We start from the raw sequence: 18,485 nt of genomic DNA, 5'->3' as shown, positions 1-18,485 counted from the left end.
GCCGGTAACCTCGTTTATTTTTCCCATACGAGGTCAAGGCATGTTGGCTAGGAGCAAGGCATCGTAGTTGTCTACGGTAAATCCATAAACAGTGGCAGGCATGATGGTGACTGACGTGGCATCAGGGTGAGCGCTTGAAAATTCAGCGCTCAGCACCTCACCCGGCAAGATATAGGTGCGTGAAAGATAGGCTTTGGCTTTTTGCGGGTTCAGTTGCACCTCGGCGGCCAAACGAACGACATAGGGACTGTCGTTATGCACGCTCAACGTTTTGCCCTGCAGGCGCCAGGTCAGTAACTCCCAAGGCGCATTGTGCTGTGGCAGTCCCTTGGGATGGAGAATCAGCGGCAGGTTTTGTCGCAGGCTGATACCGATCGTCGCACCCGAGCCTGGCTGGGTTTGTGGGATACCCTCGAAGGTGACACGCTTCAAACGCTGAGTCTTGAGCGGTTCCTTGCCAATCAACATGAACCTCACCATTTGCAGTTGGCCACCATCCACCCTTGCAACCGGGGGAGTGACAACCACCAAGGGTTCCAGGTCTTCCGGAACATCTTCAATAGCCGAATGGAGTAGCGCAGGCCCGACGTCAGTATTTTTGACGTTAATACTGGCCTCGCCATCGGACTCATTTAGCACAATGACAGTGGTTTCAGGCTCCATGCCATCGGCGTACGCCACACCGCATAAAAGAAAGTTAACGCACACGCTAAACGCTAAAAAGAACTTCGACTTGGAGACGATACACATCCGACGTTTCCTTTACTTCGAACACAGCAAAACAGTCAGAACACGTTAAAACTTCAAACACCTAAAGTCTCAACGCGTGCTGACCGACTCAACATTGCTTACAAGTAACGTAACTCTAAGGTGGCATGGCCATCCAGATTGATACCCTCACCGACGGAGAAAGCAGAGGTCTTGTTGATAACCCCTTGCACTTGCAAGTTTCCGGAAACCACTGAAAGCTTAATCGGCGTAGTGCTCCCAGACGCCCAGCTTGTCAAATGCGGAGGCTGTGCCAGGGCCCCGTCGCCGACGGACCAAGTAACGCCGTTATTGTTCGAACCATTAACCCTGACCGTTTTACCGTCAGCAACGGTATTGGCCATGAACATAACGTAACCGCCAACTTTCTCACCTTTGGATGACGTGCCTAGCCCATAGTTAAAGGTGTCAACATAGGTCTGATTAAATGCACTTCGCATCATACCAGGCACTTTACTGCTTGCACGATTGTCCTGTGTCTTGATGCTTACCAAAGTAGGTGCATCGCATTTGACGGTAAAGGGCGTACTTTTTTTATCCAACTTTGTGTAATGGGTGGCACTTAGCGAACTCGGTCGAATCATACCGTAATCAAATACCGAGTTGACTATCGTAAAGCTGCAGCTTGCGGGCGCGATGGTTCCTTTAACACGGACATCAGCTGCTTGGGCATTGAGCCCCGTCGCAGCCAAACATACACCCATCATTACAATAATTTTATTTTTCAAACTTATCACCCTTAACAAAAAAATGGATAGCCACAGATAAAACTCGCCCATAGGCCTGGCACTGAAAAAATTCACTGCAGAGCGCCGTCGCCCCGCCGAAAAGCAATCAGCCCCAGTTGACCATTAGGGTAGTTATGTTCAGATGTACTTCAGTTCCAGCGTGGCATGACCGTCCAGCTTGATTTCATTACTGAGGCTGAGAGCGGATGTCTTATTAAGAATGGCCCGAACGTTTAGCGTACCGGACAGCGTGGAAAACTTCAGCGGTGTAAGGTCACCCGACCACCAGCTGGTCAAGACAGGAGTTTGCGCCATGGCACCGGCGATACCGCGCCAAACGCCACCATTGTCGAATGACTGCATAATATTGACAGCCTTGCCATCAGCCACCGAACTTCTCATGTATAAAATATAACCGCCAATATGTTCACCATTACCGGTATTACCAAGCCCGTAGTTATAGTTATCATTGTACTGCGAGCCATATTGAAGTGTTATGCCACCCACTTTACTTGCCGTACGATTATCCGTTGCACTTATAGCGACCCGAGCTTGTGCAGCACACTTTATGACGAACGGAGTGCTTTTGTTTGGTAACGGATTATATTGGGTGGCGCTTAAAGAGCTCGGATTGATTTTGCCATAATCAATGGTCGAATTTGTGAGAGTAAAACTGCAACTGGAAGGTGCAATGGAGCCTTTGACACGTAAGTCCGCAGCTTGAACGCTCAGGCAAGCAACTGCAAGGAACACGCCCCCAAACAAAGCACTTTTATTTTTCATATACAGTCCACCTTACTATCAAAGATCATTTATCTGCGTACAACTAAAAACTCAAACCATCTAAAAGCCAATCTTACAAGCCCACATTTAAAAGCCGCCCACACCGAACGCTCAACTATAAATAAATAACACCTAGGCAAAATCGCCGGACCGAAGTATTAACACTCCACCCCTTCAATTAAACCGGAAAAAATATCAATGATTGTAAGAGTACTCAGCGGCAGCCATTCCACACTGGAATATTCGTTGTGCGAATCAAAACAACAACTTGGAGGACTAATACAGAAGCATGTAGGAATTAGTTACCAATCCCATAAATAAAGCCCCGGAAATCAAGGACTACGGCATCTGTTAACTTTGTAATGCAATCGTCATGAAAATCTCCTACAACCCGCATCGGCAATTTCCGCTGAAGCCCTGATTGGAATTCCTATGGCGCTACGCGTTGGCGCCAGCGGTCGATCGTGGCACGATGGTCAGGTTATCGACCGAGACCCCCAAACCATGCCGCAATCCCAAGCCAAGAATCTGTCCCTGATCGCCGCCATAGACCTGGGTTCCAATAGCTTTCACATGGTCGTGGCCAAGGCCCAGAACGGCGAAATCCGCATCCTTGAACGGCTCGGCGAGAAAGTGCAACTGGCTGCCGGGATCGACGACGCCCGCCAGCTCAATGAAGAATCCATGCAGCGCGGGCTCGATTGCCTCAAGCGTTTTGCGCAGCTGATTAACGGTATGCCCCTGGGCGCGGTGCGGATTGTCGGCACTAATGCCCTGCGCGAAGCGCGCAATCGCGGCGAATTCATCCGCCGCGCCGAGGAAATCCTCGGCCACCCGGTAGAAGTCATCTCCGGCCGTGAAGAGGCGCGCCTGATCTATCTAGGCGTGTCCCACACCTTGGCCGACACCCCCGGCAAGCGTCTGGTGGCGGACATCGGCGGCGGCAGTACCGAGTTCATCATCGGCCAGCGTTTCGAACCGCTGCTGCGCGAAAGCCTGCAGATGGGTTGCGTCAGCTATACCCAACGTTACTTTAAGGACGGCAAGATCACTCCGGCGCGCTACGCCCAGGCCTACACCGCAGCGCGGTTGGAAATCATGAGTATCGAACACGCCCTGCACCGCCTGACCTGGGATGAGGCCATCGGCTCGTCTGGCACCATCCGTGCTATCGGCCTGGCACTCAAGGCCGGCGGCCATGGCACGGGTGAGGTCAACGCCGAAGGCCTGGCGTGGCTCAAGCGCAAGCTATTCAAACTGGGGGACGCCGAGAAAATCGACTTCGACGGCATCAAGCCCGACCGTCGCACCATTTTCCCGGCCGGCCTGGCGATTCTCGAAGCCATCTTCGACGCCCTCGAACTGCAACGCATGGACCACTGTGACGGCGCCCTGCGCGAAGGTGTGCTCTACGACCTGCTGGGCCGCCATCACCACGAGGACGTACGTGAGCGCACGCTCAGCTCGCTGATGGAGCGTTATCACGTCGACCTGGAACAAGCCGCCCGTGTGGAACGCAAAGCCTTGCACGCGTTCGACCAAGTGGCCGAGGACTGGGACCTGGAAGACGGCGTATGGCGAGAGCTGCTGGGCTGGGCCGCCAAGGTGCATGAGGTAGGCCTGGATATCGCCCACTACCATTACCACAAGCACGGCGCCTACCTGATCGAGCACTCCGACCTGGCCGGTTTCTCCCGGGAAGACCAGCAGATGCTCGCACTGCTGGTGCGCGGCCATCGTCGCAATATTCCCAAGGATAAGTTTGCCGAGTTCGGTGATGAAGGCATCAAGCTGATCCGCCTGTGCGTACTGCTGCGCTTCGCGATCCTGTTCCACCACATTCGCGGCACCCAGGAAATGCCCCAGGTGAGCCTGCGCGCCAATGGCGAGAGCCTGGATGTCGTGTTCCCGAAAGGCTGGCTGGATGAGAACCAACTGACCCAGGCGGACTTCGCCCAGGAAGCGGAGTGGCTGACACGAGTGGGGTTCAGCCTGAACCTGCGCTAGAGAAGACCGGAAACAACTGTGGGAGGGGGCTTGCTCCCGATGGCGGTGGACCAGTCAATGAATCTGTTGACTGACACTCCCTCATCGGGAGCAAGCCCCTCCCACATTTTCAGACCGCGTCGGTGCTTAGTTCACCGACAGAATCGGACTGCCCAACTTCTCCAGCAACGTCGCCTGCGCACTGCGTGGGTTCTGGTTGCCGGTCGGCGTGTTGCGCACGTAACGGCCGTCGGATTGCAGGCTCCAGCTGTGGGTGTTGTCGGTCAGGTAGCTTTCCAGCTCTTTCTTGACCCGCATGATCAGCTTCTTGCCCTCTACAGGGAAGCAGGTCTCCACACGCTTATCCAGGTTGCGCTCCATCCAGTCGGCACTGGACAGGAACATCTGCTCTTCGCCGCCGTTGAGGAAGTAGAACACCCGCGTGTGCTCCAGGAAGCGGCCGATGATCGAACGCACATGGATATTGTGCGACACGCCAACAATGCCCGGACGCAGGCAGCACATGCCACGCACCACCAAGTCGATACGCACGCCGGACTGGCTGGCCTTGTACAGCGCGCGGATGATCTTCGGATCGGTCAGCGAGTTGAACTTGGCAATGATGTGCGCCGGTTTGCCGTCGAGGGCGAACTGGGTTTCGCGGGCAATCATGTCGAGCATGCCCTTCTTCAAGGTGAACGGCGCGTGCAGCAGCTTCTTCATGCGCAAGGTCTTGCCCATGCCGATTAACTGGCTGAACAACTTGCCGACGTCTTCACACAAGGCGTCGTCGGAAGTCAGCAGGCTGTAGTCGGTATAGAGCTTGGCGTTGCCAGCGTGGTAGTTGCCGGTACCCAAGTGGGCGTAGCGCACGATCTCACCCGCTTCGCGGCGCAGGATCAGCATCATCTTGGCGTGTGTCTTGAAGCCAACCACGCCGTAGATCACCACCGCGCCGGCCGCTTGCAGACGGCTGGCCAGTTGCAGGTTGGATTCTTCGTCGAACCGCGCACGCAACTCGATCACCGCAGTGACCTCCTTGCCGTTACGCGCAGCGTCCACCAGGGCATCGACGATTTCCGAGTTGGCGCCGCTGCGGTACAGGGTCTGGCGTACGGCCAACACGTGCGGATCCTTGGCGGCCTGGCGCAGCAGGTCGACCACCGGAGTGAAGGACTCGAACGGGTGCAGCAGCAGGATGTCCTGCTTGCTCACAACGCTGAAGATGTTCTCGCTGTTTTGCAGCAGTTTCGGGATCTGCGGCGTGAACGGCGTGTATTGCAGCTCCGGGTGGCTGTCCAGGCCGGTGATGCTGAACAGACGCGTCAGGTTCACCGGACCGTTGACCTGATACAACTCGGTCTCGCCCAGGTTGAACTGCTTGAGCAGGTAGTCCGACAGGTGTTTCGGGCAGGTGTCGGCCACTTCCAGGCGCACCGCATCGCCGTAGCGCCGCGAGAACAGCTCGCCGCGCAGGGCACGGGCCAAGTCTTCGACGTCTTCGGAGTCGAGCGCCAGGTCGGCGTTACGGGTCAGGCGGAACTGGTAGCAGCCCTTGACCTTCATGCCTTGGAACAGATCATCGGCGTGGGCGTGGATCATCGAGGACAGGAATACATAGTTGTCGCCAGCGCCCCCCACCTCTTCCGGCACCTTGATGATCCGTGGCAGCAAACGCGGCGCCGGGATGATCGCCAGGCCGGAATCGCGACCGAAGGCGTCGATACCTTCCAGCTCAACGATGAAGTTGAGGCTCTTGTTCACCAACAACGGGAACGGGTGCGTCGGGTCGAGGCCGATCGGCGTGATGATTGGCGCGATCTCGTCACGGAAATAGCGACGCACCCACGTTTTGATCTTGGTGGTCCAGTGACGGCGACGGATGAAGCGGACCTGATGTTTTTCCAGCTCCGGCAGCAGGATGTCGTTGAGGATCGCGTATTGGCGGTCCACATGGCCGTGCACCAGCTCGCTGATGCGCGCCAACGCCTGGTGCGGTTGAAGGCCGTCGGCGCCGGCTTGCTCGCGGGCGAAGGTGATCTGCTTTTTGAGGCCGGCAACACGGATCTCGAAGAACTCGTCCAGGTTGCTGGAGAAAATCAGCAGGAATTTCAGCCGCTCCAGCAACGGGTAGGACTCATCCAGCGCCTGTTCCAGCACGCGGATGTTGAATTGCAGTTGCGACAGCTCGCGGTGGATGTAAAGGCTGCTGTCATCCAGGTTGGTCACCATCGGCACTGGCGCCGGCGCTGGTACTTCGGCCACCACGGCAGGCGGAGCCGGTTCCAGCTCCGGCGGGGTCTCGGCGACTTGTTCAACCACCGGGTGAGCGTCTTTTACTGCAACTTCGGAGAGTCCTTCGGTATTCATCGAGTGTTCCTGTGAGGGCTATTGTTGCTCTCTAAGCAATTGGGCGGCGCGGGCGGCAAAGTAGGTCAGAATGCCATCAGCTCCGGCACGTTTAAAGGCCGTCAGGGATTCCAGAATCACCCCTTCACTCAACCATCCATTCTGTATTGCAGCCATGTGCATGGCGTATTCGCCGCTGACCTGATAGACAAAGGTCGGCACCTTGAATTCATCTTTGACCCGCCAAAGGATGTCCAGGTACGGCATCCCCGGCTTGACCATCACCATGTCGGCGCCTTCGGCCAGATCGGCCGCCACTTCGTGCAAGGCTTCATGGCTATTGGCAGGATCCATCTGGTAAGAGGCCTTGTTGGCCTTGCCCAAATTCAGTGCCGAGCCCACCGCGACCCGGAACGGGCCGTAGTAGGCGCTGGCGTACTTCGCTGAATAGGCCATGATTCGCACATTGACGTGGCCGGCCAGCTCCAGGGCTTCGCGAATCGCCTGGATGCGGCCGTCCATCATGTCCGAAGGTGCGACCACCTGGGCGCCTGCCGCGGCGTGGGACAAGGCCTGCCTGACCAACGCATCGACGGTGATGTCGTTCTGAACATAGCCGTCTTCGTCAAGGATGCCATCCTGACCGTGGGTCGTGAACGGGTCCAACGCCACGTCGGTGATCACCCCCAACTCAGGGAAACGCTCGCGCAGAGCACGTGTTGCGCGCTGGGCGATCCCTTGCGGGTTCCAGGCTTCGGCCGCATCGAGGGACTTGAGTTCAGCCGGCGTGACCGGGAACAGCGCCAACGCCGGAATCCCCAGTTCGACCCAACCCGCCGCCTCTTCCAGCAGCAGATCAATGGTCAGACGCTCCACCCCCGGCATCGACGCAACGGCTTCCCGACGATTTTCGCCATCGAGCACAAACACCGGCAGGATCAGATCATTCGTCGTCAGTACGTTTTCACGAACCAGACGGCGAGAAAAATCATCACGGCGATTGCGACGCAGACGAGTGGCTGGGAACAGGCGATTGGCAGGGGTAAAGCTCACGACAGACTCCTGAGCCCGGGTTTACGGGCGAGCGTTGCAGTTATAAGCGGCCATTATGACGAAGGTATGACAGTTGTGCTTATCGATGCGACCTGTAGTCGCATTCGTCGTTTATGTAGGAATTGTTCACTTCGTGACACATCTCGATACTTTCATGAATGTTCACGAAGGCGTAGGCTGCGCGTTCATTTCGCCAGCACCCAGACCATGCTTCAACAATTTCTGCATGACTTCGGCTACTTTGCCCTCTTCCTCGGGACGTTCTTTGAAGGCGAGACCATTCTGGTGCTCGCAGGCTTCCTGGCGTTCCGTGGCTATATGGATATCAACCTGGTGGTGGTCGTTGCCTTCTTTGGCAGCTACGCCGGCGACCAGCTTTGGTATTACATGGGGCGCAAGCACGGCCGCAAACTGCTGGCACGCAAGCCGCGCTGGCAACTGATGGGCGACAAAGCACTGGAACATATCCGCAAACACCCGGATATCTGGGTGCTGAGTTTCCGCTTCGTCTACGGATTGCGCACGGTGATGCCGGTCGCGATTGGTCTGTCGGGCTACCCGCCACTGCGCTACCTGATCCTCAACGGGATTGGTGCTGCCATCTGGGCCGCGGCTTTGGGTGCGGCGGCTTATCACTTCGGCGCAGTACTGGAAGGCATGCTCGGCAGCGTCAAAAAGTACGAATTGTGGGTGCTCGGCGCGTTGTTGTTACTAGGCTTTGGCCTGTGGCTGCGGCGCCGCTTCAAGAACGCTCGAATCGCCCGCCAGGCCTGTGCAGATGCCAAGGCCCGGCTCGCGGCCGAGCCTGCCTCGATCGAAGCGCCTAAGACACCAGTCGAGTAAGCCGGCTTCTACAGCAGTAGAGGCCGATCACGCTGAGCAGGCTATAACTCAGCAGCCCAAGCCAGCCCAAGTGGCTGGCCGGCCACAGCCCCACCTGCGGTGCCAGCCACACCAGCGGTACATTCAATGCCAGCCGTACCAGCTCAGCCTTCAAGGTCCACGGGCGATTCTCCAGAGCCACGCCCAACGTAAACAACCCAAACGCCATCGCGCCCCAGCCCACAATCAGCGCGGTGGCGGGCAAACCCTCGCCGAAATTCATCAAATAGCTGCCAAACCCCACATACGCGGCAAACTGCAGGGCGATGTACACCTGTTGGCGCGCGTCCAGCGGCACGTCGAATTTCCGGAACTGGCTCAAATCAGGCTTGGCCAGGGGGTATTTGGCCTTCACGTCCGCAGGGCGCCAGCCGGTGCGCATGAACCAGATGCGCAGCTTGTCCCACTTACTCTCGGTACGCCGTGCATCGCTCCAAAGCTGCGCATAAAACTGCAAGTTGGCCCACAGCGGGTTCCAACTCGCCAAGGGGGTCGTCACACCAAAAACCACCGGTTCGTTGTCGTCTTCTTCCTGGAAGGTGCCGAACAGCCGGTCCCAAAGAATGAACACCCCGCCGTAGTTGCGATCCATGTAAAGAGCGTTCTGTGCATGGTGGGCCCGATGATTGGATGGCGTGACGAAGAACCACTCGAACCAGCCGAGCTTGGGCACATGACGGGTGTGCACCCAGAATTGATAGAGCAGGTTGAGCGAGGCGACGCTGATGAATACCACCAACGGCACGCCGAGCACGGCCAGGGGCAGGTAGAAAATCCAGCTCAGCAGAAACCCGGTGCTGGTCTGGCGCAGGGCGGTGCTGAGGTTGTAGTCCTCGCTCTGATGATGCACCGAGTGCGCGGCCCACAGGATATTGCGCTCGTGCCCCATCCGGTGCAGCCAGTAGTAGCAGAAGTCGTAGAGCACAAAGGCGAAGACCCAGGTCCAGACACTCTGGGCAGGCAGTTCGATCAGCGCCAAGTGCTTGAGGGCGAATGCGTAGGTCAGCAGCCCGACGCCCTTGGTCAACAACCCCGTGGTGGTGGACAGCACGCCGGTGCTGAGGCTGTTGATGGCGTCCGCGACCCGGTAGTTGCGCTGGCCGCGCCAACGGTCAGCGAGCAATTCCACCACGATCAAGGCGATGAAAAACGGTACCGCGTAAGGCACGAAGTCCATGAGCTAGTCCGGTCTATTGTTGTGGCATCAAGATTAGGTGCAGCGACGCGAGATCCCATTGGCAACAGGTTACAAATTAGTAGACATTTAACGCCAAGACCCCAGGAGAAATGCCCATGAGCAAAAAGATTGCAGTGATCCTTTCCGGCTGCGGCGTGTATGACGGCGCAGAGATCCAAGAAAGCGTGATCACCCTGCTGCGCCTGGACCAGCGCGGCGCTCAGGTCCAATGCTTTGCCCCCGACATTCCACAGCTGCACGTAGTCAACCATCTCACCGGTGAAGAGATGCCTGAGTCACGTAATGTGCTGGTGGAGTCGGCGCGCATTGCCCGAGGCGAGGTGAAGGACATCAAACAGGCCAATGCCGAAGAGTTCGATGCGTTGATCGTGCCCGGCGGGTTTGGTGCGGCGAAGAACCTGTCGGACTTTGCTGTGAAAGGCGCAGAGTGCAGCGTTAATCCACAAGTATTGGCACTGGCTGAAGCCTTTGCCGAAGCCGGAAAGCCGGTCGGGCTGATCTGCATCTCACCGGCCCTGGCCGCAAAAATCTACGGCCCAGGCGTGACCTGCACCATCGGCAACGACACCGACACCGTCGCAGCCCTGGACAAAATGGGCGCCTCCCATCAGGAGTGCGCGGTTGAAGATATCGCCGAAGACACGGCGCGCAAGCTCGTGAGTACGCCGGCCTATATGCTCGGCAAGAACATCAGCGAGGTGGCTTCAGGCATCAACAAGCTGGTGGATCGGGTGTTGGAGCTGACCCACGAAAACGACTGATCCGCTCACACAACACTAGATTGTGGTGAGCGGGCTTGCCCCGGGCGAGGTACGGAAGTCAGGCGGGGCGCATCAACTGGGTGAGGATGCGGTCGAGCGAGTTGGCGAACGCCTGCTTATCCTTCTCGCTATGGGGCGGCGGCCCACCGCCCATCTGGCCTTGCTCACGCAGATCGGTAAACAGGTTACGCACCGCCAACCGCTCACTCATGTTCGCGGGGCTGAACTCCTTGCCCCGCGGGTCGAGCGCCGTGACACCCTTTTTCACAAGGCGGTCGGCCAACGGCACATCGCTGCAGATCACCAGTTCGCCGGGCACGGCGTGCTCTACCAAGTAATCATCCGCCGCGTCAGGACCGCTGGGCACCACGATCAGCTTCACGCAGGCAAAGCTCGGCTTGATCTGGCTCTGCCCAGCCACCAGCACCACCTCGAACTGGCGTTTGAGGGCAAACTTCACCACTTGGTCCTTGGCCGCCCGAGGGCAGGCATCGGCGTCAATCCATACCCGCATAGTCAAGCCGTCACGCGGCGTTTTTCGGCCAAACGACTGCGACCATACAGCACCACAATCGCCAGGATCGCTAAGGCCTGGGCGCTCAACGAATACGCGTCGGCGTGGATACCCAGCCAGTCGAAATCAAAGAATGCCACTGGCCGCGTGCCGAAGATGCCGGCTTCCTGCAACGCCTTGACGCCATGTCCGGCGAACACCACCGACAGCGCGCACAGTAGCGCCGCGTTGATGCCGAAGAACAGCGCCAGCGGCAACCTCGCCGAACCGCGCAGGATTACCCAAGCCAGGCCCACCAGCAGCACCAGCGCCGTTGCACCGCCCGCCAGCACAGCGTTGTGCCCGGCCGGGCCGGCTTGAAGCCACAGGGTTTCGTAGAACAGGATTACTTCGAACAGCTCGCGGTATACCGAGAAGAACGCCAGCACCGCGAAACCAAAACGCCCACCACCGCCCACCAAGCTGCTCTTGATGTAGTCCTGCCACGCCGCTGCATGGCGGCGATCATGCATCCAGACGCCCAGCCACAGCACCATGACACTGGCGAACAGGGCCGTGCAGCCTTCAAGCAATTCGCGCTGGGCCCCACTGACATCAATGACATACGCCGCCAATGCCCAGGTGGCCAAGCCCGCCAGCAACGCCAGGCCCCAGCCGACGTTAACGCTACGCACCGCCGATTGCTGGCCGGTGTTACGCAGGAAGGCAAGGATCGCTGCCAGCACCAAAATTGCTTCCAGGCCTTCGCGCAGCAGGATCAGCAGGCCTGAGATGTAGCTCAACGACCAACTCAAACCGTCGCTGCCCAGCAAACCGGCGGATTCGGTGAGCTTGCCCTTGGCCACGTCCAGGCGCTGCTGCACCTGCTCAATCGGCAAGCCATCCTGCAACGACTGACGGTAGGCCATCAGGGCCTTCTCGGTATCTTTGCGCACGTTAGCATCGACGTTATCCAGGGAGCTTTCCACCAGCTCGAAACCTTCCAGATAAGCCGCTACGGACAGGTCGTAGGCTTGTTCGTGGTCGCCATTACGGAACGCGGCGAGGCTCTTGTCCAAGGTCGTTGCGGTGTAGTCGAGCAACTGGGCCGGGCCACGCTTGACCTGCGGTGGTTGCGCGCGCTGGGCGCGGAAGGTTGCGGCAGCGGCCGGGCCTTCTGCGGCCAACACTTCGTTGGGGGTTCGGCGAGCCAGATCGGCGAGGTTGAAGGGCTGCTCACTTTTTGCCGCAGCCGGGTCAGCGGTGAAGCCAGCGATGTAGGTCGCCAGGTCCCAGCGCTGACGGTCGTCCAACTGATCGGCAAAGGACGGCATATCGGTGCCCTCGACGCCCAGGCCCAGGGTGTTATAGATCGCGTAGAGGCTCAGGCGATCCAGGCGCGCGGCATCCCGCAGGTTGGCAGGCGGCGGTGTGAGGCCCACGCCCGCCGGGCCATCACCCGCGCCGGCAGTGCCGTGGCACACCGAGCAATGCTGGGCATAGAGCGGTGCACCGCGCGTCGGGTCGGGCGTGATGGCCGGGGCCTGACTGACTTCATACGCGACGGCCAACTTGGCGCCCAACTGACGGGCCTGCCGGGCGACGGTCGCGCCGTCCTCATGCGCGTTGACAGCTGACAGTAATTCATCAACGCCCTTTACCAGCTCGGCGCGCTCGGGTCTTTGCGGCAAGTCCGCCACCAACCCCTGCAACACCCCGAGAAACTCCACCTGCTCGCGAAATTCCGAATCATCCACCACCTTGCCCGCCTCCACCGTCGGCGGATAGTCAGCACCAATGTAGTCCAGCAAATGCAGGGCTTGTGGCGCGCCTTCGGCAGTTGCCGCCAACAGGTTGGAGCTGCACGACATCAACGCCGGCAACATCAGCCAGGCGAGAAAACGGAAGGGGGCAGTCATGAACGAATCTCAAAGGGAAATACGAAGTAACACATTGTTAAGGCTTATCCGGTTTGACTCAAGGTGTAAGTGATGGGGTGCGGATAAGGACCCTGGATTTTTGCAGTCGAATAGTCGCACTTCGGCATGGCTTACCCATATGAGCTCCAAATCGGTTCACTCAAACAGGTAACAGCTATTAACCGGTAGGGACGATTTCGCGAGGATCTGGCCATGCTCTGGAGAACTCCCACAGCCACTCAACCGTACTGGGCCTGACGCTGGTGGAGGATTTCAGCCGGTCAACACACGCACCTTTGAGATCACCTCAGCATTTACCACCACGGTGAAGGCCAGAACACCAGACTGGTGAACAGCCGCAATGTGCGCGTTAGCCTGAACCGCCCGAATGGGATGAAAGAGGTGTCGAAGGCATTCGGTGAGGATGTGGAGCAATTGGGTGGCGGGCATCAAGCGCCCAACCTACCGGAGTTGCGTAATAACGTGCCTAGGAATGAAGCGCCGAAGACTCTGCGCAGAGCGGTGATTCTCTGGGCGACACAAACCCAATGTGAGAGGGGGCTTGCTCCCGATAGCAGTCTCTCAGTCAGTTTAGCTGTAGCTGAGACACCGCCATCGGGAGCAAGCCCCCTCCCACACTTTTGACCCCGTTTCTTCAGTTATGCCGTGGCGCGGTGCAAGCTGGCCAGGAAACCCGCAGCCCCAACGAACAATCCGGCAAACGTGCGGTTAACACGTTTTTGCTGCTTAGGCGTACGCAACAGCCGCAGCACTTTTGACGCCAATCCCGTATATCCCGCCATCACGATCATATCGACGCTGATCATCGTCGCGCCCAGGATCAGATACTGGATCAGCAAAGGCGCCTGCGGGTTCACGAACTGCGGCAGTACCGCCAACATAAACACTAGGGCTTTTGGATTGCTGGCGTTGACCAGAAAGCCACGGAACATCATCGCCATCGGCTTGCCGATCGGGCGTGGCGCCGCGTCATCGGTCATGTCCATGGGCAAGGCGCGCCATTGCTTGATAGCCAGGTACACCAGGTACGCCACACCAAACCATTTGATCGCATAGAACGCGGTCGACGACGCCGCCAGAATGGCACCCAAGCCGCCCGCCACCACAGCAATCTGCATCGCCAGGCCCAATTGCAGGCCAATGGCGTTCCAATAACCGCGCACGAAACCATATTGCAGGCCGCTGGACATCGAAGCGATGGCACCGGCGCCAGGGGAAAGGGAGATGATCCAACTGGCCAGGAAAAAAGCCAGCCACGTATCGAGTGCCATTGCACACCTCGGGAGAGAGTCAGCGATTGTTGTGCCTAAAGCTAACTCCGCCGACCAGAGGCTGGCTATAGATTTTTACGCGCGGTGAATGCTAGCGGTCACCAGGAAACACATGGGTGCCTGGCCAGCGTCGTACAGAGCGTTGGAAGAATAGGCTGTTTGGGACCTGCACCATCGCGCTGTCGGTGCCGGCTTCCGCCACTTCGATCAGCGTGGTGTAGAGCAGGTTGATTGCCACCACACGGCCTTTCACCCCCGGCTTGTCGACCGTATCCACCAGCTCGACGATGTCACCAATGCGGAACGGCCCAACGGTGAAGATTAAGATCGCGCACAGCAGGTTCGACAGCACCGACCACATCGCGAAGAACGCTACGGCGGCAACCGCAACAAACCCCGACAGCGCCGTCCACAACACCGTGGCGGACACGCCCAGGCGACCCAGCACGAAGATCAGCGCACTGCCCATGATCAGCCAGCGCAAGCCACCGCGCAGCGGCATCAACAGTTGCGGCGGAAACGGGTAGCGCTCACCCAAACGAGTCAGGCCTTTGGCAACGAAACGCTGGGCGAGGTATGCGCCCAGCAGGATCAGCAGGATTTGTACGCCGATCCACGCGGGCTCGACCCATTGCGTGGGTATCGGCAACTGCAACGCCTCCATCAGGACAGCGCCTCCAGCTCCGCTTGCAGGGTTTCAAGCAGTTCGAGGGCTTCCATCCAGGTTTCCTCCAACTGCCCTTCACGCACCTTGAGCTTGGCCTGCTCGGCCAGCAGGTCACGCAGCTCGTCCTTGCGGGCCGCCTCGTATACAGCGCTGTCGCCCAAACTGGCTTCGATCTTGGCCAGGCGCTCGTGAACCTTGCCCAGCTCGGCTTCGAGCTTGTCGGCTTCGCGCTTATGCGGCGCCAACTGTTGGCGCAATGCAGCAGCAGCCTGACGTTGAGCCTTCTTGTCAGTCTTATCCGGGTTAACCGGTGTGTTGCTGACCGGCGCGTTGCGCAGACGGTAGTCCGTCAGCCAGCGTGCGTAGTCATCAAGGTCGCCGTCGAACTCTTCGACTTTGCCATCTGCGACCAGCAGGAAGTTATCGGTGGTGCTCTTGAGCAAGTGGCGATCGTGAGACACCACCAGCACCGCACCGCTGAACTCCTGCAGGGCCATGGTCAGCGCCAGGCGCATTTCCAGGTCCAGGTGGTTGGTGGGTTCATCGAGCAGCAGCAGGTTTGGGCGGTCCCAGGCGATCAGCGCCAAGGCCAGGCGGGCTTTTTCGCCACCGGAGAAGTTCAGCACCGGCTCATCGATACGCGCGCCACGGAAGTCGAAACCACCTAGGAAATCACGCAGGGTTTGCTCGCGCTCGGTCGGCGCCAGGCGTTGCAGGTGCAGCAACGGACTTGCCTTGGAATCGAGAGAGTCCAGCTGATGCTGGGCGAAGTAGCCCACCACCAAGTTCTCACCACGAGTCAGGCGGCCGGCCAAAGGTTGCAGTTCGCCCGAGAGGTTCTTGATCAGGGTCGACTTGCCCGCGCCGTTGGGGCCGAGCAAACCGATGCGCGCGCCTGGCGTGAGCTGCAGTTTGACCTTTTCCAGGATGGTTTTTTCGCCATAACCCAGGCGAGCATCCGAGAGGTCCAACAAGGGACTGGAGATCTTCACCGACTCGCGGAACACAAAGTCGAATGGCGAGTCGACGTGGGCCGCCGACAGTTCTTCCATGCGCTCCAACGCCTTGATCCGGCTTTGGGCCTGACGGGCCTTGGTGGCCTGGGCCTTGAACCGTGCGATGTAGCTTTCCATGTGCGCACGCTGCGCCTGCTGTTTCTCGAACGCCTGCTGCTGCTGGGCCAGGCGCTCGGCACGCGCACGTTCGAACGCGGTGTAGCCGCCACGGTAGAGGGTGATCTTCTTCTGTTCGACGTGAGCGATGTTGTCGACCACAGCATCGAGGAAATCCCGGTCGTGGGAAATCAGCAGCAAAGTGCCCTGGTAGCTCTTGAGGAAGTCTTCCAGCCACAGGATCGCATCGAGGTCCAAGTGGTTGGTCGGTTCGTCGAGCAGCAACAGGTCCGAGGGGCACATCAGCGCCTGGGCCAAGTTAAGGCGCATGCGCCAGCCACCGGAAAAGTCGGCGACCGGCCGGTCCATCTGCTCGTTGGTGAAGCCAAGGCCGGCAAGCATCTTGCGGGCGCGGGCGTCGGCGGTGTAGCCGTCGGCACTGTCGAGTTCCGCGTGCAGGCGGGCCTGTGCGGCGCCATCCTGGGCTTTCTCGGCCTCGGCCAGGTCGTGTTGCACCTGGCGCAGACGCAGGTCGCCATCGAGCACGTAGTCGATCGCGATGCGGTCCAGGGTGTCGATCTCCTGGCGCATATGGGCGATGCGCCAGTCGGCGGGCAGCAAGCAGTCCCCGGAATCCGGGGTCAGCTCACCCAGCAACAGGGCAAACAACGTGGATTTGCCGGCGCCGTTGGCACCGATCAGGCCGGCTTTGTGACCGGCGTGCAGGGTCAGCTCGGCGTCTTCGAGAAGACGTTGCGGGCCACGCTGTAATGTTAGGCTTTGAAGTCGGATCATAATGGCGGCGGAGTCTACCAGCTTCGTTGCCCGCTGGCTTGGGTGTGAATATGTGCGCTGACCTGTGGAGCTTTGCCCTCTCGACTTACGCCCGTCCGGGCGTGGAAGCCGCTTGTCTGCGCTTGCAGGAACAAGGAGCGGATGTGTGCCTGCTGCTGTGTGGGGCATGGCTGGAACATCGTGGCGTGGCGCTGACCTACGAGCGCATTCAAGCGTTAACACAGATAGCCGGGCCGTGGCAGAAGCAAGTCATCGAGCCCTTGCGACAAGTGCGCGTGCAATGGCGGACGTTGGCGCAGCAGGACGAACAGCTGGCGGCGTTACGGGAGCGGGTCAAAGCCCTGGAGTTGGAGGCGGAACGGGGGCTACTGACACGCCTGGAGGCGCTGGCGCAGAACTGGTTGAGCGCAGAGGTGAGCGGGGGTCAGAAATGGCTTGAAGGACTGGGGGCTGAGGCGGCCAACAACCTTGACCACGACGCGCTGCAACACTTGCGCGCCGTGGCCACCGGCACTTAGGAAGCGCTGGTTGGGGTGGTGTTCGATGCTGCCGGTGCAGGAGTGCTGCTGGCCGGTGCTGTTGGAGCGGTGGAGGCTGTCGGGGCGGTTGCAGTTGTTGCTGGTTTTGCAGCAGCAGGCTTAACAGCTGGTTTTGCAGCGGCAGGCTTAGCAGCTGGCTTGGCGGCTGGCTTTGCAGCAGCAGTCTTGGCAACTGGCTTGGCGGCTGGTTTTGCAGCAGCAGTCTTGGCAGCTGGCTTGGCGGCTGGTTTTGCAGCAGCAGTCTTAGCAACTGGCTTGGCGGCTGGTTTTGCAGCAGCGGTCTTAGCCGCTGGCTTGGCGGCTGGTTTTGCAGCAGCAGTCTTAGCAACTGGCTTGGCGGCTGGCTTTGCAGCAGCAGTCTTAGCAGCTGGCTTGGCGGCTGGTTTTGCAGCAGCGGTCTTAGCAACTGGCTTGGCGGCTGGTTTTGCAGCAGCGGTCTTAGCAGCTGGCTTGGCGGCTGGTTTTGCAGCAGCGGTCTTAGCAGCTGGCTTGGCGGCTGGTTTTGCAGCAGCGGTCTTAGCAGCTGGCTTGGCGGCTGGTTTTGCAGCAGCGGTCTTAGCAGCTGGCTTGGCGGCTGGTTTTGCAGCAGCAGCCTTAGCAGCTGGCTTGGCGGCTGGTTTTGCAGCAGCAGCCTTAGCAGCTGGCTTGGCGGCGGCTTTGGCGGGTGCCTTCGCTGCAACTGCTTTTGCAGGTGTACGAGCGCCCAGCACTTTCGCCACGGCTTCTTTAACACGACCAACGCCCTGGGCCAATTTCAGGCTTTCCTGAGCATCTTTCTTGAGTTGGGAAATATACGCGCGCGTTTCAGCTTGGCGATCCTTGAGGGCGTCCAGCAGGTCCTCAAGTTCTTTGACAGCGTCTTTGGCTTTGGCTTGTGCCTTGGCCTTGCCGGCGGTGGCGGCGTCTTGCAGTTTGGTACGGGATTTATGCAGCTTTTCTTGCGCCTTACCGCGTTGTTTTTCCAACTTGGCGAGCAGTTTTTCTGCATCGGCCAACGCTTGGGAACACGCGCTTTCCAGATGTTCGAGCAGGCTGCTCGACAGTTGTTGGAGTAAGTGCAACGGGGTATTAACAGGCTTCTGTTTGGCCGACATGGTTTACCTCCTGGCTGACGTGGGTGCGGCTCATACTAGCCCTCTGCTCTTACCGCCGCTAGGGCA

At 59.0% G+C, this 18,485-nt stretch carries 16 protein-coding genes and 1 pseudogene; 5 read left to right on the top strand and 12 right to left on the bottom strand.

What is annotated here, in order from left to right:
- Positions 1-33 precede the first annotated feature (33 nt).
- From AB4N82_RS11040 to AB4N82_RS11030, 3 genes are all read right to left on the bottom strand, one after another.
- On the bottom strand, positions 34-750 hold the full coding sequence (locus AB4N82_RS11040) for a fimbria/pilus chaperone family protein (protein WP_081797568.1): 717 nt from the start codon (positions 748-750) through the stop codon (positions 34-36).
- A 98-nt stretch (positions 751-848) separates the two neighbouring features.
- Positions 849-1,571, bottom strand: coding sequence for a DUF1120 domain-containing protein (locus AB4N82_RS11035; protein ID WP_163034917.1), 723 nt, complete (start codon positions 1,569-1,571; stop codon positions 849-851).
- 63 nt (positions 1,572-1,634) lie between these two features.
- A complete protein-coding gene (locus AB4N82_RS11030; protein ID WP_122763959.1) occupies positions 1,635-2,279 on the bottom strand; it encodes a DUF1120 domain-containing protein in 645 nt (214 codons plus the stop codon).
- A 504-nt stretch (positions 2,280-2,783) separates the two neighbouring features.
- On the opposite strand from AB4N82_RS11030, the gene ppx reads away from it, so the two are divergent.
- A complete protein-coding gene (ppx, locus tag AB4N82_RS11025; RefSeq protein WP_032884523.1) occupies positions 2,784-4,286 on the top strand; it encodes an exopolyphosphatase in 1,503 nt (500 codons plus the stop codon).
- Positions 4,287-4,412: 126 nt separating this feature from the next.
- On the opposite strand, the gene ppk1 is transcribed toward ppx, so the two are convergent.
- Positions 4,413-6,635, bottom strand: coding sequence for a polyphosphate kinase 1 (gene ppk1, locus AB4N82_RS11020; protein ID WP_032884322.1), 2,223 nt, complete (start codon positions 6,633-6,635; stop codon positions 4,413-4,415).
- An 18-nt stretch (positions 6,636-6,653) separates the two neighbouring features.
- Positions 6,654-7,667 (bottom strand): porphobilinogen synthase, encoded by a 1,014-nt coding sequence (gene hemB, locus AB4N82_RS11015; protein WP_460104920.1) that lies wholly within the window; start codon positions 7,665-7,667, stop codon positions 6,654-6,656.
- A 207-nt stretch (positions 7,668-7,874) separates the two neighbouring features.
- On the opposite strand from hemB, the gene AB4N82_RS11010 reads away from it, so the two are divergent.
- Positions 7,875-8,510: a DedA family protein gene (locus AB4N82_RS11010; RefSeq protein WP_032884326.1), complete on the top strand. Its 636-nt coding sequence runs from the start codon at positions 7,875-7,877 to the stop codon at positions 8,508-8,510.
- On the opposite strand, the gene AB4N82_RS11005 is transcribed toward AB4N82_RS11010, so the two are convergent.
- Positions 8,491-9,726, bottom strand: coding sequence for a sterol desaturase family protein (locus tag AB4N82_RS11005; protein WP_032884328.1), 1,236 nt, complete (start codon positions 9,724-9,726; stop codon positions 8,491-8,493). The two genes, AB4N82_RS11010 and AB4N82_RS11005, sit on opposite strands and share 20 nt — an antisense overlap.
- Before the next feature lie 116 nt (positions 9,727-9,842).
- On the opposite strand from AB4N82_RS11005, the gene elbB reads away from it, so the two are divergent.
- Positions 9,843-10,508 carry an isoprenoid biosynthesis glyoxalase ElbB gene (gene elbB, locus AB4N82_RS11000; RefSeq protein WP_122681933.1) on the top strand — a complete coding sequence of 222 codons (666 nt, stop codon included), beginning with the start codon at positions 9,843-9,845 and terminating at the stop codon, positions 10,506-10,508.
- 58 nt (positions 10,509-10,566) lie between these two features.
- On the opposite strand, the gene AB4N82_RS10995 is transcribed toward elbB, so the two are convergent.
- Positions 10,567-11,022 carry a YaiI/YqxD family protein gene (locus tag AB4N82_RS10995; protein WP_032884331.1) on the bottom strand — a complete coding sequence of 152 codons (456 nt, stop codon included), beginning with the start codon at positions 11,020-11,022 and terminating at the stop codon, positions 10,567-10,569.
- 2 nt (positions 11,023-11,024) lie between these two features.
- Complete coding sequence (locus tag AB4N82_RS10990; RefSeq protein WP_099601741.1) at positions 11,025-12,920, bottom strand: cytochrome c/FTR1 family iron permease; 1,896 nt, start codon at positions 12,918-12,920, stop codon at positions 11,025-11,027.
- A 233-nt stretch (positions 12,921-13,153) separates the two neighbouring features.
- Between AB4N82_RS10990 and AB4N82_RS10985 the strand changes: the two are divergent.
- A pseudogene (locus AB4N82_RS10985) lies at positions 13,154-13,436 on the top strand (penicillin-binding protein activator LpoB); the annotation flags it as partial.
- Positions 13,437-13,579: 143 nt separating this feature from the next.
- Here the strand turns inward: AB4N82_RS10985 and AB4N82_RS10980 are convergent.
- The 3 genes from AB4N82_RS10980 to AB4N82_RS10970 all read right to left on the bottom strand — a co-directional run bounded on the left by AB4N82_RS10980 (position 13,580) and on the right by AB4N82_RS10970 (position 16,786).
- On the bottom strand, positions 13,580-14,212 hold the full coding sequence (locus AB4N82_RS10980) for a LysE family transporter (RefSeq protein ID WP_032884337.1): 633 nt from the start codon (positions 14,210-14,212) through the stop codon (positions 13,580-13,582).
- Positions 14,213-14,303: 91 nt separating this feature from the next.
- Positions 14,304-14,876 (bottom strand): mechanosensitive ion channel family protein, encoded by a 573-nt coding sequence (locus AB4N82_RS10975; RefSeq protein ID WP_032884339.1) that lies wholly within the window; start codon positions 14,874-14,876, stop codon positions 14,304-14,306.
- Positions 14,876-16,786, bottom strand: coding sequence for an ATP-binding cassette domain-containing protein (locus tag AB4N82_RS10970; protein WP_032884341.1), 1,911 nt, complete (start codon positions 16,784-16,786; stop codon positions 14,876-14,878). Before AB4N82_RS10970 ends, AB4N82_RS10975 begins: the two co-directional genes overlap by 1 nt.
- Before the next feature lie 50 nt (positions 16,787-16,836).
- Between AB4N82_RS10970 and AB4N82_RS10965 the strand changes: the two genes are divergently transcribed.
- Positions 16,837-17,304 carry a TIGR02444 family protein gene (locus AB4N82_RS10965; protein ID WP_122763961.1) on the top strand — a complete coding sequence of 156 codons (468 nt, stop codon included), beginning with the start codon at positions 16,837-16,839 and terminating at the stop codon, positions 17,302-17,304.
- Here AB4N82_RS10965 and AB4N82_RS10960 read toward each other — a convergent pair.
- Positions 17,301-18,419, bottom strand: a complete 1,119-nt coding sequence (locus AB4N82_RS10960) for an AlgP family protein (RefSeq protein WP_460104915.1) — start codon at positions 18,417-18,419, stop codon at positions 17,301-17,303. The two genes, AB4N82_RS10965 and AB4N82_RS10960, sit on opposite strands and share 4 nt — an antisense overlap.
- Positions 18,420-18,485: the final 66 nt, after the last annotated feature.

This window comes from Pseudomonas sp. H1_D04 (assembly GCF_054683855.1).
Note: the sequence above shows the minus strand (reverse complement) of the source record. Positions and strands in the feature narration are given on the sequence as shown.

Excerpts from the sequence above, each read along its gene's own strand:
- ppx (WP_032884523.1), top strand. The coding sequence starts at position 2,784 with ATGCCGCAATCCCAAGCCAAGAATCTGTCCCTGATCGCCGCCATAGAC.
- AB4N82_RS10970 (WP_032884341.1), bottom strand. The coding sequence starts at position 16,786 with ATGATCCGACTTCAAAGCCTAACATTACAGCGTGGCCCGCAACGTCTT.
- AB4N82_RS10980 (WP_032884337.1), bottom strand. The coding sequence starts at position 14,212 with ATGGCACTCGATACGTGGCTGGCTTTTTTCCTGGCCAGTTGGATCATC.
- AB4N82_RS11005 (WP_032884328.1), bottom strand. The coding sequence starts at position 9,726 with ATGGACTTCGTGCCTTACGCGGTACCGTTTTTCATCGCCTTGATCGTG.
- AB4N82_RS10995 (WP_032884331.1), bottom strand. The coding sequence starts at position 11,022 with ATGCGGGTATGGATTGACGCCGATGCCTGCCCTCGGGCGGCCAAGGAC.
- elbB (WP_122681933.1), top strand. The coding sequence starts at position 9,843 with ATGAGCAAAAAGATTGCAGTGATCCTTTCCGGCTGCGGCGTGTATGAC.
- ppk1 (WP_032884322.1), bottom strand. The coding sequence starts at position 6,635 with ATGAATACCGAAGGACTCTCCGAAGTTGCAGTAAAAGACGCTCACCCG.
- AB4N82_RS10975 (WP_032884339.1), bottom strand. The coding sequence starts at position 14,876 with ATGGAGGCGTTGCAGTTGCCGATACCCACGCAATGGGTCGAGCCCGCG.
- AB4N82_RS11040 (WP_081797568.1), bottom strand. The coding sequence starts at position 750 with ATGTGTATCGTCTCCAAGTCGAAGTTCTTTTTAGCGTTTAGCGTGTGC.
- AB4N82_RS11010 (WP_032884326.1), top strand. The coding sequence starts at position 7,875 with ATGCTTCAACAATTTCTGCATGACTTCGGCTACTTTGCCCTCTTCCTC.
- AB4N82_RS10960 (WP_460104915.1), bottom strand. The coding sequence starts at position 18,419 with ATGTCGGCCAAACAGAAGCCTGTTAATACCCCGTTGCACTTACTCCAA.
- AB4N82_RS10965 (WP_122763961.1), top strand. The coding sequence starts at position 16,837 with ATGTGCGCTGACCTGTGGAGCTTTGCCCTCTCGACTTACGCCCGTCCG.
- AB4N82_RS11030 (WP_122763959.1), bottom strand. The coding sequence starts at position 2,279 with ATGAAAAATAAAAGTGCTTTGTTTGGGGGCGTGTTCCTTGCAGTTGCT.
- AB4N82_RS10990 (WP_099601741.1), bottom strand. The coding sequence starts at position 12,920 with ATGACTGCCCCCTTCCGTTTTCTCGCCTGGCTGATGTTGCCGGCGTTG.